Origin of the sequence: Micromonospora sp. NPDC049282 (assembly GCF_043197045.1) — a bacterium.
GTDB lineage: Bacteria > Actinomycetota > Actinomycetes > Mycobacteriales > Micromonosporaceae > Micromonospora.
In genome coordinates, this window is the sequence record NZ_JBICSL010000006.1 from 251,501 (window position 1) to 273,572 (window position 22,072).

General features: G+C 73.1%; 21 protein-coding genes and 1 tRNA gene. 8 read left to right on the forward strand and 14 right to left on the reverse strand.

The genetic code is table 11. From position 1 onward, the window contains the following. Position 1: 1 nt before the first annotated feature. From ACGFI2_RS13845 to ACGFI2_RS13865, 5 genes are read right to left on the reverse strand one after another with little or no spacing between them, the layout of a single operon-like run. Positions 2–1,507, reverse strand: a complete 1,506-nt coding sequence (locus ACGFI2_RS13845) for a peptidoglycan D,D-transpeptidase FtsI family protein (protein WP_393515645.1) — start codon at positions 1,505–1,507, stop codon at positions 2–4. After that, the gene (locus tag ACGFI2_RS13850) at positions 1,504–2,994 is read right to left on the reverse strand and encodes an FtsW/RodA/SpoVE family cell cycle protein (RefSeq protein WP_393515648.1); all 1,491 of its coding nucleotides are present in this window, start codon (positions 2,992–2,994) and stop codon (positions 1,504–1,506) included. Before ACGFI2_RS13850 ends, ACGFI2_RS13845 begins: the two co-directional genes overlap by 4 nt. A gap of 28 nt (positions 2,995–3,022) precedes the next feature. Beyond that, the gene (locus ACGFI2_RS13855; protein WP_393515651.1) at positions 3,023–4,456 is read right to left on the reverse strand and encodes a PP2C family protein-serine/threonine phosphatase; all 1,434 of its coding nucleotides are present in this window, start codon (positions 4,454–4,456) and stop codon (positions 3,023–3,025) included. Then, complete coding sequence (locus ACGFI2_RS13860) at positions 4,453–4,944, reverse strand: FHA domain-containing protein (protein WP_091062019.1); 492 nt, start codon at positions 4,942–4,944, stop codon at positions 4,453–4,455. The genes ACGFI2_RS13855 and ACGFI2_RS13860 overlap by 4 nt, the downstream gene beginning before the upstream one ends. 6 nt (positions 4,945–4,950) lie before the next feature. Continuing rightward, the gene (locus tag ACGFI2_RS13865) at positions 4,951–5,757 is read right to left on the reverse strand and encodes an FhaA domain-containing protein (RefSeq protein ID WP_393515847.1); all 807 of its coding nucleotides are present in this window, start codon (positions 5,755–5,757) and stop codon (positions 4,951–4,953) included. Positions 5,758–5,966: 209 nt separating this feature from the next. Between ACGFI2_RS13865 and ACGFI2_RS13870 the strand changes: the two genes are divergently transcribed. The 4 genes from ACGFI2_RS13870 (at position 5,967) to ACGFI2_RS13885 (ending at position 8,737) form a co-directional block, all read left to right on the forward strand. After that, positions 5,967–6,052, forward strand: a tRNA-Leu gene (locus ACGFI2_RS13870). Positions 6,053–6,123: 71 nt separating this feature from the next. After that, positions 6,124–7,233: an NAD-dependent epimerase/dehydratase family protein gene (locus ACGFI2_RS13875; protein WP_393515655.1), complete on the forward strand. Its 1,110-nt coding sequence runs from the start codon at positions 6,124–6,126 to the stop codon at positions 7,231–7,233. After that, positions 7,230–8,036: a WecB/TagA/CpsF family glycosyltransferase gene (locus tag ACGFI2_RS13880; RefSeq protein ID WP_393515658.1), complete on the forward strand. Its 807-nt coding sequence runs from the start codon at positions 7,230–7,232 to the stop codon at positions 8,034–8,036. Before ACGFI2_RS13875 ends, ACGFI2_RS13880 begins: the two co-directional genes overlap by 4 nt. 89 nt (positions 8,037–8,125) lie before the next feature. Continuing rightward, positions 8,126–8,737 carry a hypothetical protein gene (locus ACGFI2_RS13885; RefSeq protein WP_393515661.1) on the forward strand — a complete coding sequence of 204 codons (612 nt, stop codon included), beginning with the start codon at positions 8,126–8,128 and terminating at the stop codon, positions 8,735–8,737. Here the strand turns inward: ACGFI2_RS13885 and ACGFI2_RS13890 are convergent. From ACGFI2_RS13890 to ACGFI2_RS13900, 3 genes are all read right to left on the reverse strand, one after another. Beyond that, positions 8,705–9,109 carry a hypothetical protein gene (locus ACGFI2_RS13890; protein ID WP_393515664.1) on the reverse strand — a complete coding sequence of 135 codons (405 nt, stop codon included), beginning with the start codon at positions 9,107–9,109 and terminating at the stop codon, positions 8,705–8,707. The genes ACGFI2_RS13885 and ACGFI2_RS13890 overlap by 33 nt on opposite strands. A 151-nt stretch (positions 9,110–9,260) precedes the next feature. Further along, a complete protein-coding gene (locus ACGFI2_RS13895; protein ID WP_393515667.1) occupies positions 9,261–9,482 on the reverse strand; it encodes a DUF397 domain-containing protein in 222 nt (73 codons plus the stop codon). After that, entirely contained in the window at positions 9,452–10,333 is an 882-nt protein-coding gene (locus ACGFI2_RS13900) for a helix-turn-helix domain-containing protein (RefSeq protein WP_393515670.1), read from the reverse strand. The genes ACGFI2_RS13895 and ACGFI2_RS13900 overlap by 31 nt, the downstream gene beginning before the upstream one ends. A 548-nt stretch (positions 10,334–10,881) precedes the next feature. Here ACGFI2_RS13900 and ACGFI2_RS13905 point away from each other — a divergent pair. Continuing rightward, positions 10,882–11,169 (forward strand): hypothetical protein, encoded by a 288-nt coding sequence (locus ACGFI2_RS13905; protein WP_393515673.1) that lies wholly within the window; start codon positions 10,882–10,884, stop codon positions 11,167–11,169. 98 nt (positions 11,170–11,267) lie between these two features. Further along, complete coding sequence (locus tag ACGFI2_RS13910; protein WP_393515676.1) at positions 11,268–11,726, forward strand: hypothetical protein; 459 nt, start codon at positions 11,268–11,270, stop codon at positions 11,724–11,726. Between the two features lie 3 nt (positions 11,727–11,729). Here ACGFI2_RS13910 and ACGFI2_RS13915 read toward each other — a convergent pair whose 3' ends face one another. Both ACGFI2_RS13915 and ACGFI2_RS13920 read right to left on the reverse strand, forming a co-directional pair. Continuing rightward, positions 11,730–12,605, reverse strand: a complete 876-nt coding sequence (locus ACGFI2_RS13915; RefSeq protein WP_393515679.1) for a PASTA domain-containing protein — start codon at positions 12,603–12,605, stop codon at positions 11,730–11,732. Positions 12,606–12,741: 136 nt separating this feature from the next. After that, positions 12,742–13,443 (reverse strand): PASTA domain-containing protein, encoded by a 702-nt coding sequence (locus tag ACGFI2_RS13920; RefSeq protein ID WP_393515682.1) that lies wholly within the window; start codon positions 13,441–13,443, stop codon positions 12,742–12,744. 93 nt (positions 13,444–13,536) lie between these two features. On the opposite strand from ACGFI2_RS13920, the gene ACGFI2_RS13925 reads away from it, so the two are divergent. Further along, entirely contained in the window at positions 13,537–15,036 is a 1,500-nt protein-coding gene (locus tag ACGFI2_RS13925; RefSeq protein WP_393515685.1) for a hypothetical protein, read from the forward strand. A 69-nt stretch (positions 15,037–15,105) separates the two neighbouring features. Here the strand turns inward: ACGFI2_RS13925 and ACGFI2_RS13930 are convergent, their stop codons facing one another. Continuing rightward, the gene (locus tag ACGFI2_RS13930; protein WP_393515688.1) at positions 15,106–16,584 is read right to left on the reverse strand and encodes a glutamate--cysteine ligase; all 1,479 of its coding nucleotides are present in this window, start codon (positions 16,582–16,584) and stop codon (positions 15,106–15,108) included. 254 nt (positions 16,585–16,838) lie between these two features. Beyond that, on the reverse strand, positions 16,839–17,420 hold the full coding sequence (locus ACGFI2_RS13935; protein WP_393515691.1) for a YceI family protein: 582 nt from the start codon (positions 17,418–17,420) through the stop codon (positions 16,839–16,841). A 101-nt stretch (positions 17,421–17,521) separates the two neighbouring features. Here ACGFI2_RS13935 and ACGFI2_RS13940 point away from each other — a divergent pair, with 101 nt between their 5' ends. Beyond that, a complete protein-coding gene (locus ACGFI2_RS13940) occupies positions 17,522–18,016 on the forward strand; it encodes a MarR family winged helix-turn-helix transcriptional regulator (protein WP_393515694.1) in 495 nt (164 codons plus the stop codon). 223 nt (positions 18,017–18,239) lie between these two features. On the opposite strand, the gene ACGFI2_RS13945 is transcribed toward ACGFI2_RS13940, so the two are convergent. Both ACGFI2_RS13945 and ACGFI2_RS13950 read right to left on the reverse strand, forming a co-directional pair. Then, the gene (locus ACGFI2_RS13945) at positions 18,240–20,780 is read right to left on the reverse strand and encodes an ATP-binding protein (protein ID WP_393515697.1); all 2,541 of its coding nucleotides are present in this window, start codon (positions 20,778–20,780) and stop codon (positions 18,240–18,242) included. Positions 20,781–20,881: 101 nt separating this feature from the next. Beyond that, complete coding sequence (locus tag ACGFI2_RS13950) at positions 20,882–22,030, reverse strand: acyl-CoA dehydrogenase family protein (RefSeq protein WP_393515700.1); 1,149 nt, start codon at positions 22,028–22,030, stop codon at positions 20,882–20,884. Positions 22,031–22,072 lie beyond the last annotated feature (42 nt).

A 22,072-nucleotide genomic window follows, 5' to 3' on the forward strand; every position in this document is an offset into this window, starting at 1 on the left:
GTCAGCGCCTCCCGGAATCCTGGATGGCCGCCGCCATGATCCGGCCGGCGATCCGGGCCGCCTCGGCGCTGCCGCCGCTGCCGGCCTGCTCCAGCTCCACGCAGACCGCGGAGAGCGGGGTGCCGTTCTTGTCCAGGGCGAAGCCGATGAACCAGCCGTGGTCCGGCGTGTCCGGGCCGGACTGGGCGGTGCCGGTCTTGCCACCGACCACGTAGCCGTCGATGTCGGCCCGGCGACCGGTGCCCTCCTTCACCACGTTCTGCATCATCGAGCGCAGGTCGGCGGCGACCTGGCCGCTGACCGGGCGGCGCAGCTCGCGCGGCTTGGCGGCGTCGTAGACCGTGGTGCGGTCCGGTCCGAGCAGCTGCTTCACCAGGTACGGACGCATCTGGCTGCCGCCGTTGGCCACCGCGGCGGCGATCAGCGCGCCCTGCAACGGCGTCATCCGCACGTTGTTCTGGCCGATCGACGACTGCGCCAGCGCGGCGGGGTCGGTGCTGCCGTCCGGGTTCTGCATGTCGCCCGTGCGGCTGGCCGCCACCGGCAGGCCACCCTCGCCGGTCTGGCCGACCGTGAGGTCCTCCTGCTCGAAGCCGAACTGCTTCGCCTTCTCCTTGACCTTGTCCGCGCCGAGGCGCACCCCGAGCTGCGCGAAGCCGGTGTTGCAGGACTCGGTCACCGCTTCCCGCAGGGTCACCTGCGACTCCGGGCAGATCGACGGCGCCGCGTTCTTGATCGGCGACCCGGAGGTCGGCGGGGTGTAGCTCGACCCGGCCGGGATCTGGGTCTGCTGGCCGATGCCGTTCTCCAGCGCCGCGGCGGCCATGATGACCTTGAAGGTGGAGCCGGGCGGCAGCGTCTCGGCGAGCGCCCGGTTGGCCAGCGGCCGGTCCTTGTCCTTCTCCAGCGTGTTGTAGGCCCGGTCGGCCTCCGCGCTCGAGTGGCTGGCCAGCGGGTTCGGGTCGAAGCTCGGCATCGAGACCAGCGCCTGCACCGCGCCGGTACGCGGGTCAATCGCGATCGCGGCGCCCTTCTTCGCCCCGACCTGATTGTCGTTGAGCTGCTTGAACGCCGTCTCCTGAGCCCGCTTGGAGAGAGTCAGCAGCACATTGCCGCCACCGGTCTCGTCACCGGTGAACATGTCCTTGATCCGGTTGGCGATGAGCGCGTCGCTGGTGCCGGCGAGGAAGTCGTTCTCCACCCGCTCGATGCCGCTCGCGCTGCCGTTCACCGGCTTCCAGCCGAGCACGTGCGCGTACATCTCCCCCTCGGGGTAGGTGCGCAGGTACTTCAGCTCGCCGCCGGTCTCCTTGCTCAGCGCGTACGCGGTGCCGCCGACCTCGATGTTGCCGCGCTTGCGGTCGTACTCGGCGACCTGGACCCGGCCGTTGTAGTCGCTGGTCCGGTATTCGTCGGCCTTGTAGGCCTGGATCCAGTTGAGGTTCGCGAAGAGCAACCCGAACAGGATCATCACGACCACACCGACGCGACGCAGGGGTGCGTTCACGGCCGGATCACCTCCGTGGGGGCGCCGTGCAGCTGCTCGGGCGGGCCACCGGCGGGCCGGGCGGCCGGACCGCGACCACCGGTCGTCGGCTGGCGGGCGCCGTCGGAGACCCGCAGCAGCACCGCGATCAGCAGCCAGTTCGCCATCAGCGAGGAGCCGCCGGCGGAGAGGAACGGGGTGGTCTGGCCGGTCAGCGGGATGAGCTTGCTGATGCCGCCGACGATGACGAAGACCTGCAGGCCCAGGGTGAACGCCAGACCGCCGGCGAGCAGCTTGCCGAACGAGTCCCGCACCGCCAGCGCGGCGCGCAGGCCCCGCTCGACGATCAGCAGATAGACCACCAGCAGCGCGGAGAGCCCGAACAGGCCGATCTCCTCACCGATGCCGGCGAAGATGAAGTCGGTCTGCACCTCGGGCAGCAGCGTCGGCTGACCACCACCCGGCCCGGCCCCGAAGAGGCCGCCGGTGCCGAGCGTGAGCAGACCCTGGACGAGCTGGTAACCCCGGTCGTACGGCTCCGCGAACGGGTCGAGCCAGATCTGCGCCCGGTCGTAGAAGTTGGCGAACGGTCCACCCACCGTGCTGCCCAGCAGATAGGCCAGGTAGGCGCCGCCGAAGAACAGGAGCAGACCGATGAGCAGCCAGCTGACCCGCTCGGTGGCGATGTAGAGCGTCACCACGAACATGCCGAAGTAGAGCAGTGAGGTGCCCAGGTCCTTCTCGAAGACCAGCACCAGGATGCTGATCAGCCAGACCACCAGGACCGGGCCGAGGTCCCGCCCGCGCGGGAAGTCGACGCCCAGCACCCGCCGGCTGGCCAGCGAGAGCACCTCGCGCTTGCGCACCAGGTAGTAGGCGAAGAACGTGAGCAGGGCAAGCTTGGCGAACTCACCCGGTTGGATCTGGAACCCGCCGACCCGGATCCACAGCTTGGCGCCGTTGATCTCGGAGAACCGGCCGGGCAGGATCGCCGGGATCATCACCAGCACGATGCCGGCCAGCCCCAACGTGTACGCGTAGCGCGACAGCGTGCGGTGGTCACGCAGGATCGCCAACAGCGCGGCGGCGAGCACCACCGCGGCGAGCGTCCAGGCGAGCTGACGGCCACCGGTGCCGGCGAAGATGGCCAGGTCGGCCCGCTCCGCCGGCGCGGCCTGGGCCAGGTCGTACCGCCGCAGGAAGCCGACCCCGATGCCGTTGAGCAGCGCCACCGCCGGCAGCAACGCCGGATCGGCGAACGGCGCCAGCCACCTGATCACCAGGTGCAGGCCCAGGAAGACCAGCCCCAGCGCGGCGGCCGGGATCCAGAAATCCGGTGTGATCGTGTCCAGCGCCTTCGCCTCGACCATCGCCGCGTATGCCGCCACCAGCACCATGGCCAGCAGGAGCAGGGACAACTCGGCGTTACGCCGGGACCGGGCCAGGCGTACGCCGGACTGCTCGCCCGTCGAGGCGGGCGAGGCTGCCGGTACGGCGGCTGCGGTCACGGATGCGTCCTCGGGATCGAGCCGGCGCTCACTCCGGCAACCGGCAACCGGCGGGATCGGCCGGCGCGTCGGTGTCGGAGGGTACGGCGTCGGGCGTGATGGTCAACGTCGGCGCGGGCGTCGGCGTGCCCGACGCCGGGGTCGGCGGGACGGGCGTGCCGGTGGCCGCCGGGCTCAGCGCGCCGGCGGTCGCCCCCGGGGTGGGACCGGGCGTGCCGGGCGTCGGGCCGGGCGGGCAGAGCGGCTTGAGGTTCGGGTTGGCCGGGTCGTCGCTCGTCAACTCGGCCAGCCGGCGCTCGGCATCCGGTTCGCTCTTGGCCTGGATGCCCTGCTTCACCCGCTCCTGGGCGGCCAGGGTGAGGTCGTCGAGCCGGGATCCGCTGCGCGCGTGCACGTCCGACAGGTCGAGCCCGGCGACCTGGCCGGGGACCCCGCGGAAGACCGCGAGCTGGCCGTCGTCGGTGGCGCCGACGTAGTACTGCCGCTGGGTGTAGGTCCAGCCGCCGAAGACGCCGCCACCGACGATGACCGCCAGCGCGAGCACCATCGCCACCGTCCGCAGTGGCCGGCGTCGACGCTGCTCGGGCTCGTCGTCGCGGTTGTCGGCCGGCTCCTCGGGAGCGGGCGGACGCGGCGCGGACAGCGCCGAGGCGCGGGCCGCCGGGGTGGAGTTGTCGGCCGACGTGGCCATCCCCCGGTCGCGGGCGGCGGCGCCGCCGACGATCGGGGACGCCTCGACGATGTCCTGGTCGGTCGCGTCGGCGATGATCACGGTGATGTTGTCCGGGCCGCCGCCGCGCAGCGCGAGCTGCACCAGACGCTCCACGCACTGCTGCGGGTCGGGGTATTCCCGCATGGTGTCGCCGATGGTGTCCGCGCTGACCACGCCGGAGAGGCCGTCCGAGCAGATCAGGTAGCGGTCACCGGGCAGCACCTGGCGGACGCTGTACTCCGGGTCGACGTCGCGGCCGTCGAGCGCGCGGGTGAGCAGCGAGCGCTGGGGGTGGCTGCTCGCCTCCTCCGCGCTGATCCGGCCCTCGTCGACGAGCATCTGGACGTAGGTGTCGTCCTTGGTTATCTGCGCGAACTCGCCGTTGCGCAGGAGGTAGGCCCGCGAGTCACCGATGTGCACCATCCCGAGCTTGCTGCCGGAGAAGAGGGTCGCGGTGAGCGTCGTGCCCATCCCCTCCAGCTGCGGGTTGGCGTCCACGGTGTCGCGGAGCTGCTGGTTGGCGGTGCCCACGGCGGATCGGAGCGCGTCGACCAGGGCGTCACCGGGGACGTCCTCGTCGAGCGGCGCCATGGCACCGATGACGATGTTGCTGGCGACGTCACCGGCGGCCATGCCGCCCATGCCGTCGGCAACGGCGAGCAGCCGCGGTCCGGCGTAGACGGAATCCTGATTACCGTCTCGGATCAGACCGCGGTCGCTGTGGGCCGCGTAGCGCAGGGTCAGAGTCATGGCCGTAATTCGAGGGAAGTGCGGCCGATCCGGATCGGCACGCCGAGGGGGACGGGGGTTGGTCCGGTGACCTTAGCGCGATCGAGGTAGGTGCCGTTAGTCGATCCGAGGTCCTCGACGTACCACTGCCCGTCGCGCGGGACCAGCCGGGCGTGTCGGGCCGAGGCGTAGTCGTCGGTGATCACCAGCGTGGAGTCCTCCGCCCGACCGATGGTGATCTGGGCCTCCCCGAGGGTGATCCGGGTGCCGGCCAGCTGACCGGCGGTGACCACCATCTGGTGGGCGGCGCGACCCCGCTTGACCTTCGCGGGCTTGCCGCTCGGCGGCTGGCTGGTCGACGCGCCGACCCCCCGTGGCGCGGCCACCAGCCGACCCGACCTGGCCCCCGCGAAGAGGTCCCGGCGGATCACGCCGACCACCGTGAAGACGAAGATCCACAGCAGGATGAGGAACCCGAACCGGGCGACGGTGATGACGAGCTCCGGCAACGGGGATCAGCCGTCCACGCGGAAGGTCAGCGTCGTGGTGCCGAGCTGGATCATGTCGCCCGGGTTGAGGGCCACCGCCGAGACCCGCTGGCCGTTGACCATCGTGCCGTTCGTGGACCCGAGGTCGGTCAGCACGACCTGGCCGCCGTCGAAGTCCAGCCGGGCGTGGCGCCGGGAGATGCCGACGTCGGGCAGGCGCAGGTTGGCCTGGTCGCCGCGGCCGATCACGGTCGAGCCCATCTGCAGCGGGTAGGTGCGGCCGTCGCCGGAGACCAGCCGGACGTTGCGACCGCCGCCGTGGCCGGGCGGGGGGCCGTAGCCGCCGCCCTGGTCGTAGGCCGGGTACGCCGGGCCGGCGTCGTAACCGCCGCCCTGGTCGTAGCCGCCGGGCGCGGAGACCGGGGCGACGTCGCCGCCGGTGTAGACCTCGGCGGTGACCCGGAACATGCCGGTGTCCAGCCCCTCACCACGTTCGACCTCGACGATCACGTCGCCGTAGACCGTCCAGGCCTGCTCGCCGATGAACTCCGCCTGCGACTGGGCCAGTTCCTGGGCCAGCGCGGCGGCGTACGGCGCCAACCGACTGTGGTCGTAGGGCGAGAGATCGATCACGTAGCGGTTGGGCACCAACGTGCGCCCACCGGCCAGGATCGCCTTGTGCGCCTCGGCCTCCCGCTGCATGGCGTTGAGGATCTCCACGGGGTGGACCACCCCTTTGAAGACCTTGGCGAAGGCCCCCTCGACCAGGCCTTCCAGACGCTTCTCGAAGCGTTGCAGCACGCTCACCGGCTCCTCCTCGGGTCCCGAGGCAATGATGGTATCCGGACACCGCCTCCGCAGCTCACACGCCGCTCGGCCGGCTGCCGTCGGCCCGTTCGTGACCGGGCCCGCGAGCGTGCTACAGTTTCGTCCGCCACGGACGGTGACCGCTCGTGGCGTGACCAGTGGACAGCGTAATATGTCCCGGCACCCGCCGCAGAAGGCGGGCACGGGATGGGATACGGTATTCCGGGTCTTGCCACGGGGATGTGGCGGAATGGCAGACGCGCACGGTTCAGGTCCGTGTGTCCGAAAGGACGTGGGGGTTCAACTCCCCCCATCCCCACCAGAACGAGGGCTCCGCAGGCTGCGGGGCCCTCGCGCCGTATCGGGGCGTACCGGACGTCACGCTATGCTCCGATGGTTTCCCTGCCTCCCATGGACCAGGAGTGGCGTGTGAGTGTCGCGTTGGTGACCGGTTCCGGCGGTCTGATCGGCTCCGAGGCGGCCCGGCACTTCGCCGGCCTCGGCCTCGACGTGGTCGGCATCGACAACGACATGCGGCGATACTTCTTCGGTGAGGACGGCTCGACCGCCTGGAGCCTCGACCGGCTCGCCGCCGACCTCGGACCGGCCTACACCCACCACGCCGTGGACATCCGGGACCGGGACGGCCTGGAGAAGGTGTTCACCCGCTACGGCCGGGACATCGCCGTGGTGATCCACAGCGCCGCCCAGCCAAGCCACGACTGGGCCGCCAAGGAGCCCTACACCGACTTCGACGTGAACGCCGGCGGCACGCTCAACGTGCTGGAGAACACCCGGCGGCACGCGATCGACGCGCCGTTCATCCACTGTTCCACAAACAAGGTCTACGGCGACCGGCCGAACTCGCTGCCGCTGATCGAGCTGGAAACCCGCTACGAGCTGCCCGAGGACCACCACTGGTACGGCGGCATCACCGAGGACATGTCGATCGACGAGTCGCTGCACTCGATCTTCGGCGCCTCGAAGGTCGCCGCGGACGTGATGGTCCAGGAGTACGGCCGCTACTTCGACATGAAGACCGCCTGCTTCCGGGGCGGCACGCTGACCGGCCCGGCGCACTCCGCCGCCGAACTGCACGGCTTCCTGGCGTACCTGATGCGGTGCGTGATGGAGGGCCGGACGTACAACCTCTTCGGCTACCAGGGGAAGATGGTCCGGGACGCGATCCACTCCCGTGACGTGCTCACCGCGTTCGAGGCGTTCTTCCGCGAGCCGCGCTCCGCCCAGGTCTACAACCTCGGTGGCGGCCGGCACTCGAACACCTCGCACATCGAGGCGTTCCGGATCGCCCAGGAGATCACCGGCCGCGAGGCGCAGATCAACTACGTCGAGCAGGCCCGCACCGGCGACCACCAGTGGTACGTCAGCAGCATGGCCCGGTTCGAGGAGCACTACCCGGCCTGGAAGATCACGTACGACGTGCCGATGATCCTCCGCGAGATCTACGAGGCGAACGTCGAGAAGTGGGTGCCGAAGCCATGACGGCCGACACCAAGCGCAACGTGCTCGGCGTCGGGGTGGACGCCACCGACTACGCCCGGGCCACCGAGGCGGTGGTCGACGCCGCCCGCGAGCGTCGCCCGCTGGCCCTGACCGCGCTGGCCGTGCACGGCGTGATGACCGGCGTGCTCGACCCGGCGCACAACGCCCGGCTCAACTCGTTCGACGTGGTCACCCCGGACGGGCAGCCGGTGCGCTGGGCGCTCAACCTGTTGCACGGCGCCGGCCTCACCGACCGCGTCTACGGCCCGGAGCTGACCCTGCGGGTGCTCGCCCGGTTCGCCGACGAGGGGCTGCCGGTCTATCTCTACGGCTCCACCGAGGAGACCCTGGCCCGACTGATCCCGGCGCTGGAGCGCAAGTTCCCCGCGCTGAAGATCGCCGGGGTCGAGCCGTCCAAGTTCCGGGCGGCCACCCCCGGCGAGGACGTCGAGATCGCCGACCGGATCCGCGGCAGCGGCGCCCGCCTCGTCCTGGTCGGCCTGGGCTGCCCCCGGCAGGAGGTCTTCGCGTACGCCATGCGGCCGCTGCTGGACATGCCGCTGATGGCCGTCGGCGCGGCGTTCGACTACCACGCCGGGCTGCTGCGCAACCCGCCACCGTGGATGCAGCGGGCCGGGCTGGAGTGGTTCTGGCGGCTCGGCCTGGAGCCGAAGCGGCTGTGGCGTCGCTACGTCATCCTCAACCCGGCCTACCTGGCCCGGCTGGCGGCGCAGAAGACCGGCCTGTGGAAGGCCACCCCTCCGCCGCCGGCCACCGAGCGCCTCACCACGTTCGACGTCTGACCGACGACGTCCCCTACGGGAGAACGTTCCGGGTCGATAGGGGTGCCGTCCCCGATCCGGTAGACGTCGAACTGGGCGAGGCTGGGGCCATGGATGACCGTCTTGCCGTGCTGCTCCCCGTCGCCGCCGTCTGGCTGGCCGCCGCGCTGGTGGCGGAGGGCCTGCCCGGGCTGGACCGCGCCCGGGCGCTGCGCCGGCGTACCGGATGGTTGTCCGCCCTGGTGCTGACCGGCCTCGCGCTCACCGCGGCGGCTCTGGTCGCGGGCCTGCAGAGCGCCGGCGACACGGCGCTGGACCGGGCCGCCGCCGGGCTCGCCGTCGCGGCGGCCCCGGCGGCGCTCGTCGCGGGCTGCACGGTACGCCGGGTCCGGCGGCTGCGGGCCGGCGCGGGCGCCTTCGCCGCGGCGCCCGGCACCCCGGCCCCGCACGGACTGCGGGCGGCCGCCGCGCACCCGCTGATCGCGCTTCCACTCCAGGCGACCGCGCTGGCGGCGCTCGCGGCGATGCTTCCGGCGGTCGGGCTCGACCTGTTCGCCGCGCCGGGGGTGGCCGGGCCGACGATCACCGTCGCGGTGCTCGGTGTCGCCGCGATCGGGGTACGCCACGCGCTGCGGCACAACCGGCTCGCCGAGCGGGCGATGCCGCCGGCCGGCGCGGCGCCGGCGGTGTCAGCGCATCCGGCTCGCGCCCTGCACGTATAGCAGTTCCAGGATCGCCCGGGTCGCCTCGAACCACCGGTCCAACCAGCCGGGCGGGGGCACGCTGCCCTTCGGGGGCAGCTCCAGCAGCAGCCCGCGCAGCAGCGGATGGTCCACCAGGGACTCCTGCTGCTCCATCGGCCACCCGCTGGGCGGGAAGGACGGCTCGGTGAGCGGGTTCGGGTCGAGCGACGGCAGGGAGAGCGCCGGGGCGGCCTGCTCCGGCGCGCCCGCGTCCCGGCCGGCGAGTTCCTCGCCGTCACCGGCGACCACCTCGGTCAGGACGGTGTCCCGGCGCGCCCCGCGATACTTGCCACCGAACCGCTCGGGCTTGCCCGGGCCGTTGGTGAGATTCTCTGAACCGATCGTCGTCATCCGTCTCGCCTACCTCGTTCGGTTGCCGATCCGTGCGGTTCAACGAGGCGGAACGGAACTGGCGACGGGTGTCGGGCTCCGGTGGTACGGGGGGACGAAACGGTCCCGTCCGGCGACGCTGCCGGGCGGGACCATGCTCCGGTGGTGCCGATCAGCTCCGGCCGAAGGCCTCGCCCCTGGCGCCGACGACGAAGGCGTGCCAGTCACCCGGGGCGAAGACCAGGGCCGGGCCGGCCTTGTCCTTCGAGTCCCGGACGCCGACCGCCCCGGTCACATAAGCGACCTCCACGCAGTTGTCGCAGTTCGGCCCGCTCTTCGAGCTCTTGAACCACGTCGCCTGCGTCAGGTCCACGGGGAACTCCTTGGTCGCCATTTCCACAGCGGCTCCTCTGCCAGTCTCGCGATGTGTGCGACGGACTCCTCCGGTCGTATGGCCGCTGCTCGAATGTGATCGAAGATGAAGCTGTACTTCTGCAGTTCGTCGCTCTTCTCCAGGAAGAGCCCACCCGTGGCGTTCTCCGCGTACACGACATCCGGATCACTCGGTTCGGGGAAGCTGAGGATCGTGAAGGTCCCGTCCATGCCGGCGTGCGCACCCACCTCGAAGGGCAGGACCTGCACCGTCACGTTCGGCAGTTCGGCCACCTCCACCAACCGCTTGAGCTGACCACGCATGACCGCGTCGCCACCAACCGGCCGGCTCAGCACCGCCTCATCGAGCACCACCCACAGATCGACCGGATCGTCCTGCGTCAACAACGACTGACGGCCCAGTCGGACACGCACCCGTTGGTCGATCTGTTCCGCGGTGAAGTCCGGCCGGGCGGCGCGGATCATCGCGCCGGCGTACTCCTCGGTCTCCAACAGGCCGGGCACGACCTGCTGCTCGTACGCCCGGATCGAGCTGGCCGCCGCCTCCAGGCCGACGTACGCGCCCACCAGCACCGTGCTGTACGGATGCCACCAGCCCTTCTGCCGCGCCTCGCGGGCGATCTGCACCAGCTCGTCGCTCTCCGCGCCGACCACCCCGTAGATGCGGAGCATGTCCCGCACGTCGCGGGGCGTGGCGGTGGTGTGCCCGGTCTCGATCCGGGAGACCTTGGACGCCGAGCACTCCAGTTGCTCGGCGACCACCTCGATCGTGATGCCGGCGGCTTCCCGTTGCCGACGGAGTTCGGCCCCGAGACGGCGCCGGCGGATGGTCGGGCTGCGCCGTTCGCTCACGAGCACTCCTCGGTACGCGGCTGCGGGGGCCGGCGGGTAAGCGTTCGCGGCGGGGGTGGTGCCGGTCGTCGACCGGCCGCGACGGGCGAAACCGGCGTCCAGTGTGCCGTCCCGACACCTGAGGCTTCAAGCGTCCCGTTCACGTGTCCCACTCATCTATCGGCAAAACTCGACGTGCAACTTGCATGACGCACGCCGCTGATGCAGTCTGTCCGTATGGCACGGGTTACTCACCGTCTTCGCTTGATCTCCGGGCGTGGTGACACCACGGTTCGCGGGACGGCCGGAGGGGAGCCGTCCCGCGCCGTGAGACCTGCACCGGAGTGAAGACCCCGCCGCTGCACGCCGGCTCGGCTGCGGCGGCGGGAGCGGTAACCGGGAGCAGCCGGGTGATGGTCGGGTGGCGGTTCGCCACCGCGGGTACGGCCCGACCAGCACCGACCCACCGACCGTCGGTCCACGAGGCAGCACCCCCGTCACCGGACCGCACCCGACCCCCGATCAGCCTCGCCGGCCCCGCCGCCGGCCGAACCTTCCCAGGAGCCCATGTGCTTCCCCGCTCCGGTGACGTACTGCACGTGACGCGCGCGGCGAGTGTCCAGTTCCTCCGACCGATCATGTTCCGGGTGATCCGGGTGCTCGACTGGCCGACCTACGACGGTTGGCTCTGGCTCGACGGCTACGAGTTGAACGCGGCGGGGGACGCGGTCAACCGACGGTCGATCTTCGTACAGCGGGAGGGGCTGCGGCAGGTCCAGGCCGCGCCGGTCCCTCGTCAGCACACCGTCCGCACGGCCCGGCGGCCGATCGCACGGACCCCGGTCCGGGTGGGCTGACCTCACGATTCCCGGCCGGGTGGGCGTGCCGTCGCCGTAGAATCGGTACGCCCACCCCGGCACGTTCCACCCCGCGCGCCCCGGACCCTGAACCAGGGATGGTCATGGTCAATCTGCCCGCCGCGCGGCGGCACCACCGGTCCCGCATCGGCTACGCCCTCGGGCTCTTCCTCTTCCTCGGGGTCGCCATCGCGCTCGCGGTCGTGGTCCGCCACCCGGCCTTCTCCGCCACCCAGCAGCTGGCCGAACCCGTGCCCGCTCCGGAGATCACCGTGACCGAGGAGGACGCCCGCTCGGGCGCCGAACCCGCGCAGGACCAACCCGCGCAGGACCAACCCGCGCAGGACGGATCGGACGTGGACGAGCCGGCGGCCGACGGAGCCGAGGCACCGCCCGCGCCCGGTACGGCGGGCCTCGGCGCCGGGGAGGGCTCGCTCGCCTACCGCGCCACCGACCCGGTCGAACCCGGCCGGTCGCTGTTCTACACCGGCCTGCTCGGACTCGCCATCTCGCTGGCCGGGCTCGGCCTGGTCGGCACCCGCCGCCGTCAGTGGTGAACGTCAGGGCGTGGCGCTGGTGGTCGGCGCGGAACCCGGAGTGGTCCGGGCGGTCGTCGGCGCACCGGTGGTGGGCTCCGCCGGCTCGGCCACCACGAGGGTGACCCGCTCGCCCTCGCTCACCGAGTAACCGGCCTCCGGATCCGTGGCGATCACCGTGCCGGCCGGCCGGTCCGACGGCCGGCGCTGCACCCGGTAGTCGATGCCGAGCCGGTCCAGCGCCGCCCGGGCGGCCGTCTCCGGCAACCCCACCAGCGGGGGCATCGGCACCTCCGCCGCCGCCGTCGTGGTCGGCGGCGTGCTCGGCGGTGAACTGCTCGGCGACGCGCTGGTCGGCGCGGCGCTCGTCTGCGCCGAGGTGTTCGGCGCCGCCGACGGTGACGTGCCCGGACCGGAGTCGCGGTCCGCGGCGCGCAGCGCCAGCCAGACCCCGGCCGCGATCAACCCGATCAGGATCAGGGCGAGGATGCCCAACAGGATCGGCATCCACCAGCGGCGGCCGGCCTGCTCGTCGCCATACCACTCGGAACCCGGCTCCGGATAGCCGGCCGGTCGTGGCGGCGGCACCCCGGCCCGCCCCGACCAGGCCCCACCGCCGACCGGCTCCTGCCGACCGGTGGCATCCAGAGGTCGCGACGTTGCACCGGGCAGCGGCCGGGTCGCGTCCTCGCCCGCCCCGCCGGGCTGGATCCGCGTCGCGTCCCCGCCACGGTCACCCGGCATCGCCTGGGTGGCGTCCGAGTCACCCGCGCCGCCGGCCGCGTTACGCGGCATCGCCCGGGTCGCGTCCGCGTCCGCACCGCCGCCGGCCGCGTCACGGGGCATCGCCCGGGTCGCGTCCGCGTCGCCGGCCGGTGGCTCCTCACGGTCGTCGCTCATGGCACACGTCCTTCCCCACCCGGGACGGGGGCACGCGGCCCTCGAACGTCCACGGTAACGGGCCGCGGCCAGGCCGGCCGGGATCAGCGCGCCGGCCCGCCCTGCCCGCCGGCCCGCCGGCCCGCCCCGTCGGCCGTCAGGGCGTCGGCAGCTCGCTGGCGGTGGGCGGGGCGGACGGCGCGGCTCCGCAGGTCAGCCTGACCTGATCGTTCCAGCGGGCGGTGCCCCCCGCGACCGGTTCCTGCGCGGTGACCGCCCCCTGGCGGCCGGTGCGGTAGCGGGGATAGAGCCCCGCCTCCACCAGGTCGTCGGCCGCGTCGGAACAGGACCGGCCGCCCAGGTCGGGCACGGTGACGGCCGGTGCCGGCCCGACGACCCAGACGGTCACCGTGACACCGCGCCGGACCGGCGCGCCGGACCGCGGCGAGGTGCGTTCCACGGCGCGGCCCGAGCCGCTGCCGAACACCAGCCGCCAGCCGAGCTTGCGGTCGCGCAACTCCTGCCGGGCCCGCTCGAAGTCGGTGCCCACCAGCTCCGGCACCGTGAGCCCGGTCGGGGTGGTCGAACGCGTACCGGTCGGGCGGTCCTCGCCGGGCCGGTCCTCGGTGGGCGTGACCTCGGCGGGACGGGACGACGGCGCGGCCGGCGGTGGCGCGGCCCCGGACGAGGCGGTGGGCCGGTCCGGCTCACCGGCCAGCACCCAACCCGCGCCGGCGCCGATCACCGCCAACAGCACCGCCGCCAGGCCGCCGCCGACCAGCAGCCGGGTCCGACCCGGACCGGTCTCGTCGCGTACCGGCTGCCGATCGTCCGTCATCGCGTCCACCGCCTCAGTCATCGGCGACCGTAGCCGGTGCCGCCAAGCCACTCACGCCCGGCCGGTCGCTCCCACGACTCGCCGGGCCGACCTCGGGACGCTACGCTGCCCCGCATGGCCAGACGGGGCTGGGGAGGGTCGACCGCCGCCGCGCTCGGCGTGGCTGCCGGCGCGGGCGCCGCGCAGCTCGGCTTCGGCTACGGGCTCGGCATCATCAACTGGGCGCCCACCGGCGCCGTGCGGGTCGAGTCGGCCTGGGTGGCGAGCCTCGCCTGGGCCACCTGGATCGCCGCGACCTCGGTCATCGTCGGCGCCGTGTGCGCCCAGCGCCTGCGCGGCGGCGACGAACCGGTCGGCGCGCTGCCCCGGCTCGGGCTCGCGCTGGCCGCCGGTGTCGGCGCACTGGTCACCGTGCTGCTGGTGGCGGTGCCGGCCCGGGCGGCCCGGGTGCCGGACACCACCGCGCCGCAGACCGTCGCCGCCGCGTACGCGGCCGCGGGGCTGGTGCTCGGCGTGCTGCTGGCGACCTGGGCACTGCACACCCGCGCCGCCGCCACCAACCTGATCGCCACCACCGGCTGGCTCTGGCTGCTCGCCGTCGTGTCGGTGGTGGACGGGGTGCTCTCCGGCCGCGGCCTGACCACCGCCCAGCTCGGCATCTGGCAGATCAGCGCGGACAGCGCCCGGTTCTGGATCCGTGACTACTTCTACTGGCCGGGTGCGCTGCTCTCCCTGTGCGCCGCCCTGCTGATCGGAGTGCTGGCCGCCCGGCGTGCGGTTCGGTCGCCTCAGGCACGTGTCGGCGCGACCGCCTCCGGTGCGGCCGGTCCGCTGCTGGTCGCACTGGCCTATCTGCTGGCCGTACCGCGGCTGGCCGGGATCGCCGCCGAGCAGCTGTCGGCCCACCTGATCGCCCCGTACGCGGTGATCGCCGGCGTGGGCGGCTCGGTCCTGATGGCCGCGCTGGCCCAGCGGACCGACCGGCGGGCCGCGGACCGCGCTGCGCCGACCGGGCCCGGCCAGCTCGCCGGGGCGCCGGAGCCGGCCGACGAAGAGGCGGTGGCCGGCGAAGAGGCGGTGGCCGGCGGGCAGCCGGAGCCGGTCGGGGCCGCGACGAAGCCGGCGGGGCGGTTCTTCCGCCGTCACGCCGGGTCCGACACGGCACCCGTCCTCGGGAAGCGGCCGGGCGGCGAGCCCGGCGGGTCCGGCGGGACCGGGACGCCTGACGGAACCGGGACGGCCGATGCCGCGGCTTCCGCCGGTACCCGACCGGACGCTGGCCGGACGCCGACGGAGGTGTCGGGTCCGCCCGGCGGACCGGCACGTGCGGCCGACCGTGGCCCGGAGGCGACGCCGGGCTCGGCAGGCGAGACGGTGACCGGCTCAGGTCGCGACGCGACGCCGGGGCAGGAGCAGGCCGCGCCGGCGGGTGGCGCCGCGCGGACGACCGCCGCCCGTCGGAGCAGAGCCGTGCCCCAGCAGCGGCAGCCCGAGGACGCTCCGCAGGTCGCCGCCGCGGACCGGCCCGGTGTCGACGGACCGGAGGCCGGGGACGCCACGGTCGTGCCGCCGTCGCCCGCCACCGAACCGAAGGCCCGCCGCCGTACTCGCTGATCCCGCCGGCGCGTTGAGCGGGGCCCCCTCCTGTACCGAAGGCGTTGAGCGGGGGCCCCGCCTTACACCTCAGTCGACCGGCCAGGTGTGGACGGGCTCGTTGGTGCGCTGCAGTTCGGCGTAGCGCTGAACCATGTGGTGCAGCGCGGCCTTCCGGTCCATGCCACGGTGCCGCTCGGCCGCCCACACCGTCTCGGTCTGCCAGACCGCGCCGTTGCGGGCGGTACGGCAGCGTCCCTCGATCACGCCGAGAAGGCGGTCACGCTCGGCCGGGGCGACGCCGAACCCGTCCAGCCCCTGCGCGGCGACCGGCAGCAGCGTGTCGAGGACGAGTCTGGTGACCGGCACGTCGCCGAGCCGCGGCCAGTGCAGCACCGCGTCGATGCCGCGCCGGGCCGCGGCGTGGAAGTTCTCCTCGGCCGAGCTGAACGTGAGCTGGCTCCAGATGGGGCGTTCCGCCTCGGCGAGGCCGCGGGCGAGGCCGAAGTAGAGCGCGGCGTTGGCGAGCATGTCCACCACGGTCGGGCCGGCGGGCAGCACGCGGTTCTCCACCCGCAGGTGCGGGCGGTCGTTCATGATGTCGTAGACCGGGCGGTTCCAGCGGTAGACGGTCCCGTTGTGCAGCCGCAGCTCGCCGAGCTGGGGCACGCCGCCGGCGTGCAGCACCTCGACCGGGTCCTCCTCCTCGCAGATCGGCAGCAGCGGCGGGAAGTAGCGGACGTTCTCCTCGAACAGGTCGAAGATCGAGGTGATCCAGCGCTCGCCGAACCAGACCCTCGGGCGTACGCCCTGGGCCTTCAACTCGTCCGGCCGGGTGTCGGTGGCCTGCTGGAACAGGGCGATCCGGGTCTCCGCCCAGAGCTGACGGCCATAGAGGAACGGCGAGTTGGCGCCGATGGCGACCTGGACGCCGGCGATCGCCTGGGAGGCGTTCCAGTGGTCCGCGAAGCTGTCCGGCGCGACCTGGAGGTGGAACTGGAGGCTGGTGCAGGCGGCCTCCGGCGCGATCGAGTCGGTGTGCGTACGGAGCCGCTCGACGCCGTTGATGTCCAGTTCGATGTCCTCGCCCCGGGCGCCGACTATCTGGTCGTTGAGCACCCGGTAGCGCTCGTCCGTGGAGAGGTTGTCGGCGACCAGGTGACGCTCGGTGAGGGTGGGCAGGATGCCGACCATGACGATGGTGGCGTCGGACTTGGCGGCCCGCTCGTCGGCGCGGCTGAGGCTGCTGCGCAGATCCTGCTCGTAGTCGGTGAACCCGGTGCCCTCGATCAGCCGGGGCGACGCGTTCAGTTCGAGGTTGAACTGGCCCAGCTCGGTCTGGAAGAGCGGGTCGGCGATGTCGGCCAGGATCTGGTCGTTGCGCATGGCCGGCTCGGCGGCGGTGTCGACCAGGTTCAGCTCGATCTCCAGGCCGGTCATCGGCCGGTCGGCGTCGAAGCCGAAGTCGTCCAGCATCAGCGCGAAGACGTCCAGGCACCGACGCACCTTCTGCCGGTAGCGGACCCGATCCTCGCGGGAGAAGGCGCCCTGCTCGACGTCCCTGCCCATGTGTCCTCCCGGCGCCGGCGCGGCGGAACCGTTGGCGTTCCGCAACGCATTGTGAACCATCCACGTGATCTGCGTAAGTGCGTCCGGCCCTGGTGAAGCAGGGGTCGGGTGCAGGTTTGCACCTGTACCCCGCCGCCACCTCGCGCAGCGCGTGTAACCAGCGAACATCACGTGACAATCCGCACGGCCCCGGATACGAGGGCGGGCCCGCGCCGTCGGGTTCGACGGTGCGGGCCCGTGGGCCTGGCGACGGCTCAGCCCTGGCGGATGGCCTCGCCCTCGATCTCGATCTTGACCTTGCGGCCGACCAGGACGCCACCGGTCTCCAGGGCGACGTTCCAGGTCAGGCCGAAGTCCTCCCGGTCGATCTCGGTGTGCGCGGAGAAACCGAAGATGTCCTGCCCGAACGGGCTGCGGCCGACACCCTCGAACTCGACCTCGAGGTCCACCGGACGGGTCACGCCCTTGACGGTCAGCTCGCCGGCGAGCACGAACTCGTTGCCCTCGCGGGACTTCACGCCGGTGCTGCGGAACTCCAGCGTCGGGAACTGCTCGGCGTCGAGGAACTCCGGGCTGCGCAGGTGCGCGTCCCGGTCCGCCTGCGCGGTGTTGATGCTGGCGGCCTGGATGCTGGCGGTGACCGCGGACTGCAGCGGGTCGTCGGTGACGGTGATGGTGGCGGTGGCGTCGGCGAACTCACCCCGTACCTTGCTGACCATCATGTGCCGCGCGACGAAACCGACCCGCTTGTGCGCGGCGTCCAGGAGGTAGGTGCCGGGGGCCGGGATGGTGAGGCCCTCCCAGTCGCGGGTAGTCGCCTCGGTGCTGCTGGTCATGATGCTCTCCTTCGGAGAAGATTGTTTAGTAGCCCAACGGCTGACTGAGCAACTATAACTACAACAATATTCCCCGTGTCAAGTGCTGCTAGGATGGTGGCGTGGATCAGAACGTGTTCGACGACCCCCGGATCACCGCCGTCGGCCTCCTCTACGAGGCGCACGCCGGGCTCTCCGCCCGGTTCGCCGCCCAGTTCGAGGAGCACGGGCTCTCCCCGGTCGAGTTCGAGGTGCTCACCCGGCTCGCCCGCTCACCCAACAACCAACTGCGGATGACCGACCTCGCGGCGCAGACCTCGCTCTCCACCAGCGGCGTCACCCGGGTGGTCGACCGGATGGAGCGCGACGGCCTGATCCGCCGCCGGGCCTGCCCGTCGGACCGGCGCAGCTCCTTCGCGGTGGTCACCGCCTCGGGCCTGGGTCGGCTGGACGAGATCCTCCCCGGCCACCTGAAGATCATCGAGCAGTGGTTCACCGGCCAGCTCGGCCCGGCCGAGCTGGCCGGGCTCCTGGACGGGCTGCGCCGCGTTCGGGACGCGGTCCACCCGGGCGCCACCGCCGGCAGCACGGAACCGGCCGGCAGCGCCGCCTGCTGAGCCGGTCGCCTACTCGCGAGTCACCGGCAGAACGACCGGCAGAACCGTCCCCACCTAGGGACAAAAGACGACAAAACCGGATAAGACGCTCGGCGCGCCTGGATAGGCTGCCGAATGCGGGGGGCACCGGGGGGTGCTGGCGCGAGCGTGGAGCGAGGGGCAGCACCAGGGGGCTACTTCGCTCGCGCCACCCCCGCGCCCTCCTTCGCCCCGTCGGCTCCGCTCAGGCCGGCCGTGCGCGATCCCGCTGCGCCACCAGCGAGTAGAGCAGTTCCTCCTCCCGGGGCAGCAGGCTGACGCCGGTGACCTGCCGCGCCCGCTCCAGCCGATCCAGCACGGCGGTCTCCCCGGTGCTGGCAGCCAGCCCCACCAGCGCCTCGACCAGGTCCCGCCGGTCCGCGCCGCCTGCGACCTCGGCCGCCGCGGCGAACCACTCCGCCGCCAACTCCCGATCTCCCCGGTTCAACGCCACCTGGCCCTCGATCAGCCCACGGAGCGCGTCCTCGGCGTCCCGGCCCGCACCGGGCGGATCCCACCGCTCAGCCGCCGGCGGCCGGCGCGGGCCGGGCACCGGGCCCGACGGCCACAGCTCGGCCACCACCGCCAGCGCCTCGTCGTCCCGCCCCTGGAGCGCGAGCGCCAGCCCGACGCTGCCGATCGTCCGGCGGCGCCGACCCGGATCACCCAACTCGACGAGCGCGGCCGCCGCCCGCCGCCCCTGCTCGGCCGCCTCGGCGTAACGGCCCTCCAGCCGGGTCAGCTCGGCCAGGTCGGCCCGCGCCAGCAGCCGGAGCCGCTGATCGCCGCACTGCGCGGCCAACCGGTCGACCGTGGCCAGCCGCCGCCGGCCACCGGCCAGCTCCCCCACGCGTACGTCGTGCCAGGTCAGGTGGTGCTGGGCGACCGCCATCTCGCGTACCCGGCCGTGCCGGGTGGCCAGCGCCAGCGCCGCGTCGGCCTGCTCCCGGGCCTCGGCGTGCGCGCCGAGCCCGCGCAGCACCGCGCAGAGCACCGACCGGGCGGACAACTCCCCGGTCACGTCGCCGGCCGCGGCGAAGACGGCCAGCGCGGCCCGCGCCGCCGGCAATTCCTCCGGCCCCGCCCCGTGCTCGGCGGCCAGCCGGACCGAGCCGAGCAGCGCCCAGGCCCGCAGCACCGGCGGCGCGCCGGCGGTACGCGGGTCGGCCAGCAGCCGGCCCAGCCACCGGCGACCCGAGACGTCCCGCCCCCGCAGCCGCCACCACCGGGGCAGCGCGGCAGCCAGCAGCAGCGCGATCGCCGGCGCGTCCTCGGCGGCGTACGCCAGCGCGGCGCTGATGTCCCCGGTCGCCTCGTCGAGCAGGTGCACCGTGCCCGGCAGCTCCGCACCGACCAGGCCGGGCGCGGTGCGCCGGACCAGCCCGGCGATCACCGAGGCATGTCGCAGCCGGATACCCGCCGTTTCGAGCTCCAGATCGGCCTGCTCGGCCGCGAAGTCGCGAACCGCGTCCAGCAGCCGGAACCGGAACGGGCCGGCGCCCCGGACGCTGAGCAGGCCCAGCTCCCGCAGCCGGTCCAGCAGCGGGACCGCGTCCCACCGGTGGCCGCCGTCGGCGAGCAGTTCCTCGGCCAGCTCGACCGACCAGCGGTTGCGGAACGCGGAGAGCCGGCGCAGCGCGGCACGCTCGGCGGGGGCGAGCAGGTGGTAGCTGGTCGCCACCGCCTCCCGCAACGTCACCGAGCCGGCGACCGGACCGGCGGGCTCCCAGCCGGGACGTACGCCGGCCAGGTCGAGGACGCGATCGCCGTACCGGTCCAGCAACTCGGTGACGTCGAGGATGCGGCCCCGCGCGGCCATCAGCTCGATGGCCAGGGGCAGCCCGCCGAGGCGGCGGACCAGCGCGGCGAGCGCCGGCAGCTCGGCCCGGGTGGGCGGCGCGTGCCGGGCCTGGGTGAACCGGGCGGCGAAGAGCGCCGCGGCGGGCCAGTGGTCCAGCTCGGCCCGGTCGGCCGGCTCCACGCCGGCCGGCGGCACGTCGAGCGGCGCCACCGGCCGGACCAGCTCGCCGGAAAGCCCGACCGGCCGGCGGCCGGTCACCAGCACCCGCAGGCTCGGCACGGCGTCGGTCAGGGACCGCAGCGCCTCGGCCACCGGCCCGGGCGCCCGGTCGACGGCGTCGACCAGCAGCAACGCCGGCCGGCCGGCGAGCCGGCAGGAGAGGTCCGCGAGGCGGCTCACGCCGAACACCGACGTCGAGGCGGCGAGCACGTCGGCGGCGTCCGAGCCCTCGCCGATCAGCACCCCGGCCACGCCGGCCGGGTGCCGGGCCGCGACCGCGTGGGCGACGGTGAGCGCGAGCGCGGTCTTGCCGACCCCGGCCAGCCCGACCAGGCTCACCACCGGATGCGCGTCGAGCAGGGCGGACACCTCGGCCGCGTCGCCCTCCCGGCCGAGCAGCGGTACGGGCTGGGGCAGCGCGATCGGCGTACCCGGATCGGGTGCGGCCTCGACCGGCGCGGCGGCCGGCGTGGGCCGGGCGGTGGCGACGAACTCCCGCCGCGAGGCGCCGGTCAGGTCCAGCGCGTCGGCGAGCAGGTCGACCGTGGTGCGTTGGGGCCGGGTCGCGCGGCCCCGCTCCAGATCGCGGACGGTCCGCACGCCCACGCCCGCCCGGTCGGCCAGCTCGGCCTGGGTCAGGCCGGCGACGAGCCGGTGCCCGCGCAACAGATCGGACAGCGGCGTCCGGTCACCCGGGCTCCGCGAACGATCATGATCGGGAGTCATGGGCACGTAGAGTACGGAGGGGATCCGACGCTCCACAGCCGATCGTCAACCACCCGACCGTACGACGCCGATATCCGACAGACGGTCGAGGCGGGTGTCGTTCACATACCGAGGTCGCGCGCGATGATCATGCGCTGCACCTCGCTGGTGCCCTCGCCGATCTCCAGGATCTTGGAGTCGCGCCAGAAGCGGGCGACCGGGTACTCGTTCATGAAGCCGTACCCGCCGTGGATCTGGGTCGCCTCCCGGGCGTTGTCCACCGCGACGGTGCTGGCGTGCAACTTGGCGATCGCCGCCTGCCGCTTGAACGGCTCGCCGGCCAGCATCCGGGCGGCCGCGTCGTAGTAGGCCAGCCGGGCGGTGTGCGCCTTCAGCTCCATGTCGGCGATCTTGAACTGGATCGCCTGGTAGTTGCCGATCGGCTGGCCGAACGCCTGGCGCTCCTTCGCGTACTTGATCGACTCGTCGACGCAGCCCTGGGCCAGGCCGACGGCCAGCGCCGCGATGGCGATCCGGCCTTCGTCCAGGATGCGCAGGAACTGGGCGAAGCCCCGGCCGCGCTCGCCGAGCAGGTTGGCCGCCGGCACCCGGCAGTCGTCGAAGGTCAGCTCGTGGGTGTCCGAGGCGGTCCAGCCGACCTTCGAGTAGCCCGGCGCGACCGTGAAGCCGGGCGTGCCGGACGGCACGATGATGGTGGACAGCTCCTTGCTGCCGTCCGGCCTGGTGCCGGTGACCGCGGTGACGGTGACCAGCGCGGTGATGTCGGTGCCGGAGTTGGTGATGAACGCCTTCGAACCGTTGATCACCCACTCGTCGCCGTCCAGGACCGCACGCGTCCGGGTGCCGGCCGCGTCCGAGCCGGTGCCCGGCTCGGTCAGCCCGAAGCCGGCCAGCGCCTCACCGCTGAGCAGTTTCGGCAACCACTGCGCCTTCTGCTCCTCGGTGCCGAAGCGGTAAATCGGCATCGCGCCGAGCGAGACCGCCGCCTCCAGCGTGATGGCCACGCTGGAGTCGACCCGGGCCAGCTCCTCCAGGGCCAGGCAGAGCGCGAAGTAGTTGCCGCCCATGCCGCCGTGCTCCTCGGCGAAGGGCAGGCCGAACAGGCCCATCTTGCCCATCTGCCGGATGATCTCGTAAGGGAAGGTGTGCTTCTCGTAGTGCTCGCCGATCACCGGGGCGACCACCTCACGGGCGAAGTCCCGAACGCTCTCCCGCAGCGCCTGCTGCTCCTCGTCGAGCCGGAAGTCCATGTCGATCCTCCTGGAAGGGACGGGCCGCCGGGCGCTCGTGAC